The sequence below is a fragment of the Acidovorax sp. Root219 genome, from assembly GCF_001428665.1.
In the GTDB taxonomy this organism is placed as follows: Bacteria; Pseudomonadota; Gammaproteobacteria; order Burkholderiales; family Burkholderiaceae_C; genus Acidovorax.
On the sequence record NZ_LMIJ01000001.1, the window covers coordinates 218212 to 227355 of the forward strand.

The 9144-nt window shown below is 67.0% G+C and carries 10 protein-coding genes; 1 reads left to right on the forward strand and 9 read right to left on the reverse strand.

Annotated elements, in window-relative coordinates; translation table 11 throughout:
* Positions 1–155 precede the first annotated feature (155 nt).
* From ASE28_RS01005 to ASE28_RS01045, 9 genes are all read right to left on the reverse strand, one after another.
* On the reverse strand, positions 156–452 hold the full coding sequence (locus ASE28_RS01005; RefSeq protein WP_057263896.1) for a hypothetical protein: 297 nt from the start codon (positions 450–452) through the stop codon (positions 156–158).
* 160 nt (positions 453–612) lie between these two features.
* Positions 613–900 carry a FixH family protein gene (locus ASE28_RS01010; RefSeq protein ID WP_057263898.1) on the reverse strand — a complete coding sequence of 96 codons (288 nt, stop codon included), beginning with the start codon at positions 898–900 and terminating at the stop codon, positions 613–615.
* A gap of 59 nt (positions 901–959) precedes the next feature.
* Positions 960–2417: a cytochrome c oxidase accessory protein CcoG gene (ccoG, locus tag ASE28_RS01015; protein WP_057263901.1), complete on the reverse strand. Its 1458-nt coding sequence runs from the start codon at positions 2415–2417 to the stop codon at positions 960–962.
* 115 nt (positions 2418–2532) lie between these two features.
* Positions 2533–3453, reverse strand: a complete 921-nt coding sequence (gene ccoP, locus ASE28_RS01020; protein WP_057263903.1) for a cytochrome-c oxidase, cbb3-type subunit III — start codon at positions 3451–3453, stop codon at positions 2533–2535.
* 47 nt (positions 3454–3500) lie between these two features.
* The gene (locus ASE28_RS01025; protein WP_057206393.1) at positions 3501–3638 is read right to left on the reverse strand and encodes a cbb3-type cytochrome c oxidase subunit 3; all 138 of its coding nucleotides are present in this window, start codon (positions 3636–3638) and stop codon (positions 3501–3503) included.
* Between the two features lie 139 nt (positions 3639–3777).
* Entirely contained in the window at positions 3778–4410 is a 633-nt protein-coding gene (gene ccoO / locus ASE28_RS01030) for a cytochrome-c oxidase, cbb3-type subunit II (protein ID WP_057206395.1), read from the reverse strand.
* Between the two features lie 26 nt (positions 4411–4436).
* Positions 4437–5879 carry a cytochrome-c oxidase, cbb3-type subunit I gene (ccoN, locus tag ASE28_RS01035; RefSeq protein WP_057263905.1) on the reverse strand — a complete coding sequence of 481 codons (1443 nt, stop codon included), beginning with the start codon at positions 5877–5879 and terminating at the stop codon, positions 4437–4439.
* A gap of 62 nt (positions 5880–5941) precedes the next feature.
* The gene (ccoS, locus tag ASE28_RS01040) at positions 5942–6079 is read right to left on the reverse strand and encodes a cbb3-type cytochrome oxidase assembly protein CcoS (protein ID WP_007860012.1); all 138 of its coding nucleotides are present in this window, start codon (positions 6077–6079) and stop codon (positions 5942–5944) included.
* The gene (locus tag ASE28_RS01045) at positions 6079–8490 is read right to left on the reverse strand and encodes a cation-translocating P-type ATPase (protein ID WP_057263908.1); all 2412 of its coding nucleotides are present in this window, start codon (positions 8488–8490) and stop codon (positions 6079–6081) included. Before ASE28_RS01045 ends, ccoS begins: the two co-directional genes overlap by 1 nt.
* A 103-nt stretch (positions 8491–8593) precedes the next feature.
* Here ASE28_RS01045 and ASE28_RS01050 point away from each other — a divergent pair, with 103 nt between their 5' ends.
* On the forward strand, positions 8594–9037 hold the full coding sequence (locus tag ASE28_RS01050; protein ID WP_057206401.1) for a universal stress protein: 444 nt from the start codon (positions 8594–8596) through the stop codon (positions 9035–9037).
* The last annotated feature ends 107 nt before the right edge of the window (positions 9038–9144 follow it).

A 9144-nucleotide genomic window follows, 5' to 3' on the forward strand; every position in this document is an offset into this window, starting at 1 on the left:
TCTCGGTACCGGCCAACAACCTGGCCATGCCCCCGCTGACGAAAACTGGCGCGGCAAAGGCCAGTGCCCCCGCGCAAGGGCCGCCCCGCCGCGCTGGGGGCGTCCCACTCCCGACTCGCTCAGCGAGGCGAGAGAGGGGGAAGGCGCGAAGCGACTCAGGGGGTGTCAATCCTATGCCGTGCGCAATCCGCCGGCCGCTCGGTCACGGGCACCGGGCAGCGGTTGACCTCGAACGGCGACATGGACAGCAACGTGGTGAGCGCGCTCGATGCCATGGTCACCAGCCAGAACGCGAAGAAGGCGATGGTGTAGACGCCCTCGCGCGACAGGGCCAAGGGCTGGCCGAACCAGTGCATGTCCTGTGGGTCCACCATGGCGAAAACCAGCATCTCCAGCACGCCGGCCGTCAGAAAGGCGGGCCAGGCGATCCACATCAGTCGCTGCAATCTCATGGGCTTGTCTCCTTGTTACGGTTTTGCCTTCAATCGGCTAACGTCGTTGGGGAGCCTTGCCGTGCTACAGCACTGTCTGCGGCTCCCCGCCTAGTTATCCGATCGAATTCAAAACCGCTTTGCTCGTTGGGTGTTTCGTTCTTTGGAGGCTGCGCCGCTTTCAGCGCGGCTTGTCCTGCTCGGGCGTGGCCGCGTGGTTGCGGGCCTTCATGGCAGGGGCCAGGCTGCTGCCCTTGTCCTCCAGCGTCTTGTTGATCTCGATGCCTTGCTGGTAGTAGTCCTCCGCCACCACGGGGTCGGGGCGGGCGATGGCGATCCACAGCGTGGCAAAGCCCGCGACGACGACGATGGCCGGGCCGGAGATGACCAGCCAGACATGGCCGAATTTCCACCAGGGAGCGGCGGCTGTGGCAGCGACGGGCGATGCGGCGACGGAAGGGGATGGCATGGGGTACTACTCCTGACGGACAAGGACAACAAAGGGGCGGCAGCGGCTGGCGGGCACGGTCAGCGCGGCACCAGAAACACCGACTTCTCGGTGACATGGCCCCCGCCACCCAGGGCCTCGATCTCGAACTGCACGGGGTGCGATCCAGGCGGGGCCGAGCCGTACGGGATCTGCAGGCGCACGGCGACCCAGCGCGACTCGGCGGCGCCGATGTCGACTTCGGCCTCCGATGCCACCGTGAGCCCATCGAGCCCGTGCGCGCCGATGCGGTAGCGCTGGCCGGCCTCGGTGGCGTTCATGATCTGCAGGCGGTAGATGTTCTCAAGCTGCCCACCCGCGACGATGCGCGAGAGCGCGGCACGGTCGCGCACCACGTCGACCTTGAAGGCGGTGCGCAGGGCCAGGCTGGCCGTGAGCCCCACGCACAGCGCGAGCAGGATGGCGCTGTAGATGAGCACGCGGGGCCGCAGCACGCGGCGCAGCATCTGCGCGCCGCTCCAGCGGGCCGCCACGGCGTTCTCGGTGGCATAGCGGATGAGGCCGCGCGGGTAGTGCACCTTGTCCATCACGGTGTTGCAGGCGTCCACGCACAGGCCGCAGCCGATGCACTCGTACTGCAGGCCGTTGCGGATGTCGATGCCCACGGGGCAGACCTGCACGCACAGCGTGCAATCGATGCAGTCGCCCAGGCCCTTGGCCTTGTGGTCCACGGTCTTGCTGCGCGGGCCTCGGGGTTCGCCACGCGCCAGGTCGTAGCTGACGACCAGGGTGTCCTTGTCGAACATGGCGCTCTGAAAGCGTGCATACGGGCACATGTATTTGCACACCTGCTCGCGCATGTAGCCCGCATTGCCATAGGTGGCAAAGCCGTAGAAAAAAACCCAGAAGATCTGCCAGCTGCCCTGCAGCGCCAGCAACTCGGCACCCAGTGCGCGGATGGGCACGAAATAGCCCACGAAGGTGAAGCCCGTCCACAACGCCACGCTGATCCAGAGGAACTGCTTGACGGACTTCTTGCGGACCTTCTCCCAGGTCCAGCCACCAGCATCCAGGCGCAGGCGCGCGCTGCGCTCGCCCTCCACCTTGTGCTCGATCCACATGAACATCTCGGTGTACACCGTCTGCGGGCAGGCGAAGCCACACCACAGGCGCCCGGCCACCGTGGTGAACAAAAACAGCGACATCGCACTGATGATGAGCAGGCCGGTGAGGTAGATGAAATCCTGCGGGTACAGCACGAAACCGAACAGGTAGAAGCGCCGCGCGCCCAGATCGAACAGCACCATCTGCCGCTCGCCCCACTGCAGCCAGGGCACCACATAGAACACCAGCTGCGTGAGGGCCACCATGGCCCAGCGCCAGCGGGCGAAGGTGCCGCTGATGGAGCGCGGGTAGATCTTCTTTTGCGCCTCGTACAGCGACACGACTTCGGCCGCTGCGTCGGTGCTGCCCCCAGGGGCGGCAGCGACCGGGGTGATGGGAATGACCTTGCGGGCAGGCCCGCTGGGTGGCTTCATGGCAGTTCTCTAATAGGGGGCCGATCGCAATGCCCTTTGGGGCATGCACCGGCCGGCGCGCTACGGCCCCGCCGTATGGCGGCGAAGCCTTTGCGCCAGGGTTCAGGTCACACGGTCATCGCGTTGCGGCTGCGGCACCGTTGTTGGAGAGGCTCCACACGTAGGAGGCCAGCACATTGATCTGCGCCTCGGTCAGCTTCTCGGCCTGGGCGGGCATCTGGTTGGTCTTGCCGTTGTTGACCATGGCGGTGATGGCGGCTTCGCCCCAGCCGTGCAGCCACACGTCGTCGGTGAGGTTGGGGGCGCCCAGGGCCTGGTTTCCCTTGCCGTCCATGCCGTGGCAGGCGGCGCAGGCGGCAAACTTGGACTTGCCCAGCGATGCGCGCAGCGAGTCGTGCGGGCTCTTGGAGAGGCTCAGCACGTAGTGCGAAAGGTTGCGCACGTCCTCGGGCGAGCCCACGGCGGCCGCCATGGGCGGCATCACGCCGATGCGGCCCTGCGCGATGGTCTCGCGGATCTTCTCGGGTGAGCCGCCGTGCAGCCAGTCGGCATCGGCCAGGTTGGGAAAGCCCTTGCTGCCGCGCGCGTCGGAGCCGTGGCACTGCGCGCAGTTGTTCATGAACAGGCGCTCGCCGATGGCGTGGGCCTGCGGGTCGCGCGCCATGTCCTCGGGCTTCATGTCAGCAAAGCGGGCGTACAGCGGCGCCAGCTCGGCCTTGGCCTTGTCCATCTCGGCCTGGTACTCGCCCAGCTGCGTCCAGCCGAGCTTGCCGGCAAACGTGCCCAGGCCCGGGTAGGCGGCCAGGTAGGCCAGGCCGAAGACGATGGTGATGACGAACAGCCATACCCACCAGCGCGGCAGGGGGTTGTTCATCTCGACCAGGTCTTCGTCCCAGACGTGGCCCGTGGTGTTGTCAGCGGTGGCCATGACCTTCTTGCGGCCGGCCATCCACAGCAGCAGCCCGCAGGCGACGATGCCGCCCAGGGTCACGGCGGTCACGAAGACCGACCAGAAATTGCTGGTGAAGTCACTCATGGGGTGCTCTCTTGTTCATGTGGTTGTTGTTCTTGAGGCGGGCACGGTCACTCGTGCTCGAAGGGCACGCGGCCCGCTTCGTCGAAGCGGTCCTTGTTGCTGCCCAGGTAGGCCCAGACCCAGATGCCGACAAAGCAGGCCAGCGAGGCCAGCGTGGCGACGATGCGCATAGTCGTGATATCCATTGCAATCTCCCAGAATGTGGTGTTACTTGGAGCGGGAAAAAAACTCAGCGAAGCGGTTCTGGCCAGGCGCTGCGTCGCAGGCAGTACGGGTAGTACGACAAGACGCGGCAACGACGCCAGAAGAGTTTTTTAGCCGCTCTTACTTGAGCGCGCGGCCCATGACCTGCAGGTAGGCCACCAGGGCGTCCATCTCGGTCTTGCCCTTGAGCTCGGCGGCCGCGTCGGCGATCTGCCCGTCGGTGTAGGGCACGCCCACGGTGCGCAGTGCCTTCATGCGGGGGGCTGCAACGGCAGTGTCGACGGGTGTCTTCTCCAGCCAGGGATAGGCGGGCATGTTCGACTCGGGCACCAGGTCGCGCGGGTTGGTCAGGTGGATGCGGTGCCACTCGTCGCTGTACTTGCCGCCCACGCGGTGCAGGTCGGGGCCGGTGCGCTTGCTGCCCCACTGGAAGGGGTGGTCGTACACGAACTCGCCAGCCACCGAATAGTGGCCGTAGCGCAGCGTCTCGGCGCGAAAGGGGCGGATCATCTGCGAGTGGCAGTTGTAGCAGCCCTCGCGGATGTAGATATCGCGCCCGATCAGCTGCGTGGCGGTATAGGGCTCCACGCCCTTGACGGCCTCGGTGGTGGACTTCTGGAAGAACAGCGGTACGATCTCTACCAGACCGCCGATGGCGATCACCAGCAGGATCAGCACGATCATCAAAAAGTTGTTGGTCTCCACCTTTTCGTGGCTGAAACCGGTGGTCGCGGGGGTCTTGTTGTCAGACATGGATGAAAGCTCTCCGTACGTGCTGCTCAGGCGTGGGCAGCGTGCACTGCAGGGATGGCGACCTTGACCGAGCGGCCGGCGATGGCGGTGGCCCACACGTTCCAGGCCATGACCAGCATGCCGCCCAGGTACAGCAGGCCGCCGAGCACGCGCACCACGTAGAAGGGGTAGGTGGCCTTGACGCCTTCGACGAAGGTGTAGGTGAGCGTGCCGTCGGGGTTGATGGCGCGCCACATCAGGCCCTGCATGACACCGGCGATCCACATCGCGGCGATGTACAGCACGATGCCCACGGTGGCCATCCAGAAGTGCAGCTCGATGGCCGGCACGGAGTGCATCTTCTCGCGGCCGAACAGGCGGGGAATCAGGTAGTACAGCGAGCCCATGGAGATCAGGCCCACCCAGCCCAGGGCGCCCGAATGCACGTGGCCCACGGTCCAGTCGGTGTAGTGGCTCAGGGCGTTGACGGTCTTGATGGACATCATCGGGCCCTCGAAGGTGGACATGCCGTAGAACGACAGCGACACGATCAGAAAGCGCAGGATGGGGTCGTCACGCAGCTTGTGCCAGGCGCCCGACAGGGTCATCACGCCGTTGATCATGCCGCCCCAGCTGGGCGCCAGCAGGATCAGCGAGAACACCATGCCCACCGATTGCGTCCAGTCGGGCAGCGCGGTGTAGTGCAGGTGGTGCGGGCCGGCCCACATGTAGGTGAAGATCAGCGCCCAGAAGTGCACGATGGACAGGCGGTAGCTGTACACCGGGCGGCCGGCCTGCTTGGGGATGAAGTAGTACATCATCCCGAGGAAGCCGGCGGTCAGGAAGAAGCCCACCGCGTTGTGGCCGTACCACCACTGCACCATGGCGTCCTGCACGCCGGCGTAGGCCGAGTAGCTCTTCATCCAGCCCGCAGGCACCGCGGCGCTGTTGACCAGGTGCAGGATGGCCACGGCCAGGATGAAGGCGCCGAAGAACCAGTTGGCCACGTAGATGTGGCGCACCTTGCGCATGCCTACGGTGCCGAAGAACACGATGGCGTAGGACACCCAGACCAGCGTGATCAGGATGTCGATGGGCCATTCGAGTTCGGCGTATTCCTTGCCCGAGGTGTAGCCCATGGGCAGGCTGATGGCCGCCGCCACGATGACCAGTTGCCAGCCCCAGAAGGTGAAGGCCGCCAGCGGCGCTGCGAACAGCCGCACCTGGCAGGTGCGCTGCACCACGTAGTAGCTGGTGGCAAACAGCGCACAGCCGCCAAAGGCGAAGATGACGGCGTTGGTATGCAGTGGACGCAGGCGCCCGTAGCTGAGCCACGGAATGCCGAAGTTGAGTTCAGGCCAGGCCAGCTGGGCGGCGATGATGACGCCCACCAACATGCCCACCACCCCCCATACCACTGCCATGATAGAAAACTGCCGCACGACCGTGTCGTTGTAGTGCGCAGCAGCTGTGTTTTGCGTTGAATCCATCGGGCACCTCTTTGTGTTGGAATGAGTCTCCGGCAAGAGGGGCCGATGGGTATTGACGCATGTCAATCATTCCGGAGAATGCGCTCGCCCTCTTGCTCCACGCTCTCGAACTGCCCGCGGTACACAGCCCACCACAGGCCGGCCAGGATCAACAGCACCAGCACCACGGACAGGGGGATCAGCAGGTACAGGATGTCCATCACACGGTCTCCAGCGCGGTCCTGGGCAGCGCACAAGCAGCGTCTTGCCCAGGCCTCGCCTCCCCCACCAGCCGGGCCAGGCGCGAGGCGTTGAGCACCACCAGCAGCGAGCTCAATGCCATGCCCAGCCCCGCCAGCCAGGCGGGCATGTAGCCCAGCACCGCCAGCGGCACGCACAGCGCGTTGTAGGCGGCCGCCCAGCACAGGTTCTGGCGCACCACGCGCAGCGTCTTGCGCGCCAGCAGCACGGCCTGCAGCACCAGTTGCAGGCTGCCGCCCAGCACCACGAAGTCGGCGCGCGAACGCGCCAGCGGCACGGCGCTGCCAAAGGCGAAGGACACGTTGGCCCCGGCCAGCACGGGGCCATCGTTGAGCCCGTCGCCCACCATGGCGACCTGCCGGCCCTGCGACTGCAGTGCCTGCAGCGCCGCGAGCTTGCCCCCTGGCGAACAATCACCCTGCGAGTGCGCGATGCCGGCCTGCGCAGCCACGCGCTGCACCGACGCCATGCGGTCGCCCGAGAGCACGTGCACGGCCACGCCTTCGCGCTGCAGCGCCTGTACCACGTCGCAGGCCTCGGGCCGCAGGCTTTCGGCCAGGGTGAAGCGGGCCAGCTCGACGGCGGCACCGCGCCCGTCCGTTTCCTCAGACAGCACCACCTGCAGGGCCGCGCTGTCGGCGCCCTGCCCTGCACCCACACCCGCATGGCGCGCAGAGCCCAGGCGCAGGCGGCGCGGGGCCAGCGCACCGGTGGTGTCGATCACGCGGGCGGTAAGGCCCTGCCCCGCTTCTTCCACCACCTCCGTGGCCGCCCAACGGCCAGGGCCGCCATCCGCCGCCGCGCACAGGACGCGTGATGCGGGGTGCATGGACTGGCGCGCCAGGGCGGCGGCCAGCGCCAGGGCATCGTGCCGCGCCAGGCCGGTGATGGTGTGCACGCCCTGCAGTGCCATGCCCTCGCGCGTGAGCGTGCCGGTCTTGTCGAACACGAGGGTGTCCACCGCCGCCAGGGCTTCGAGCCCCTGCAGGTTGCGCACCAGCAGGCCATGGCGCGCCAGGGTGCCGGCAGCGGTGAGCATGGCCACCGGCGTGGCCAACGACAGCGCGCACGGGCAGGTGACGATGAGCACCGCCACCGCCACCATGAGCGCATGGCTGGGGCTGCTGGGCCACCAGTACGCAGCGGCCAGCACGGCGGCGAGCAGCACGGCGATGAGAAAGGGCCGCGCCACGCGGTCGGCCAGTTGCGCCAGGCGCGGCTTTTGCAGCGATGCGCTTTCCATCAGCGCCACGATCTGCGCAAAGCGCGTGGCGCTGCCCGTGCCCTCCACGCGCACCTGCACGGCTGCCTGCAGGTTGTAGCTGCCCGCCACCACAGCGCTGCCCTGCGGGCGCGCCACGGGCGTGGACTCGCCAGTGAGCAGGGCCTCGTCGGCCTGCGTGCTGCCGTCGGTGATGCGGCCATCGGCCGGAAAGGCCTCGCCCGGCAAGACGCGGATCACGTCGCCCACCGCCAGGCGCCGCGTGGCCACGCGGGTGAAAGCGCCATCGGCACCGCGCCGCTCCACGCTGTCGGGCAGGCGGTTCATCACCGCCTCCAGCGCGCCGGCGGTGCTGTCGCGCAGGCGCAGCTCCAGCCAGCGGCCGGTGAGCAAGAAGAACACGAACATGGTGAGCGAGTCGAAGTACACCTCCTTGCCGAAGACGCCCGCCGGGTCGAAGGTGCCCGCCGTGCTCACGGCAAAGGTGATGGCCATGCCCAGCGCCACAGGCAGGTCCATGCCCACGCGGCGCAGGCGCAGGTCGCGCAGCGCGCTGGCAAAGAAGGGGCCGCAGGCAAAACACACCACCGGCAGCGTGATGACCCACGAGGCCCAGCGCAGCAGCGTCTCCATCTCCTGCGACAGATCGCCCGGCTGCGCCACATAGGCGGGCCACGCGTACATCATCACCTGCATCATGCAAAAGCCCGCCACCAGCCAGCGCCACAGCGCGCGCCGGCTCTCTTGCTGGCGCTGGGTGCGTGCGAACGCATCCATCGCTGGCAGCGCCTGGTAGCCCGCACGGGCCACGGCGGCCATCCAGGTGGAGGGCAGCACCTGCGCGGGCTGCCACCGCACGCGCGCACGGTGCGTGGCGGCACTCACATCGGCCTGCAGCACGCCAGGCACGCTGCGCAGCGCGTCTTCGATGCTGAGGGCGCAGGCCGCGCAGTGCATGCCCGAGAGCACCACATGCGACTCCCAAGCGGGCGCGTCCCCAGGGGCGGACTCCACCGGCGCTCCGCGGCGGTCGCAGGGGCGGCCAAAGGAAGACCACTCCTGCGGATCGTCGAGCAGTGTGGCGTACGGCTGCTGTGGCGAGGCCACCGGCGAGCTTGCATCTGCGGGGCTGGGGGTGGCATTTGACATGGCTCAAGCCTATCGCCGCAGCCCGGTTGGCTTGTTGACCTGGATCAAGGCGGGGAACATCATGGCCCTTACGCTTGCACTATCTACAAGCAAGGAGACCACCATGTACCAACGCATCCTGATCGCCACCGATGGCTCCACCCTGTCCGACAAGGCGGTGGACCATGGGCTTGGACTGGCCGAACTGACATCGGCCACCGTCATCGCTCTCAAGGTGGTGCCGCGCTACCCGCGCAGCTACTTCGAAGGCGGCATGCCTGTGGAGATGAGCGACGTGAAACGCATCGAGCAGCAGTGGAACGATGCCGCACAGGCCATGGTGGATGCCGTCAAGGCGCGCGGTGGCGCACGCGGCATCACAGTGAAGGCCGTGGTCCACAAATCCGACCTGGTGGCCGAGGCGATCATCGCGGCGGCCAGGAAGCACAAGGCGGATCTGATCGTGATGGCATCGCATGGGCGCAAGGGGGTCAAGCGGTTGTTGATGGGGAGTGAGACGCAGCATGTGTTGACCCATTCGCACATTCCGGTGCTGGTGTTGAGATAGCGGTTTGCGACCTGTGGTTGCCCATGGTTGCCGCGTGCCTTTGCGAAGGGCGGGAGCCGGGGTGTGCGCCCGGCGGCGCACCTACCTTCTTTTGCTTCGTCAAAAGA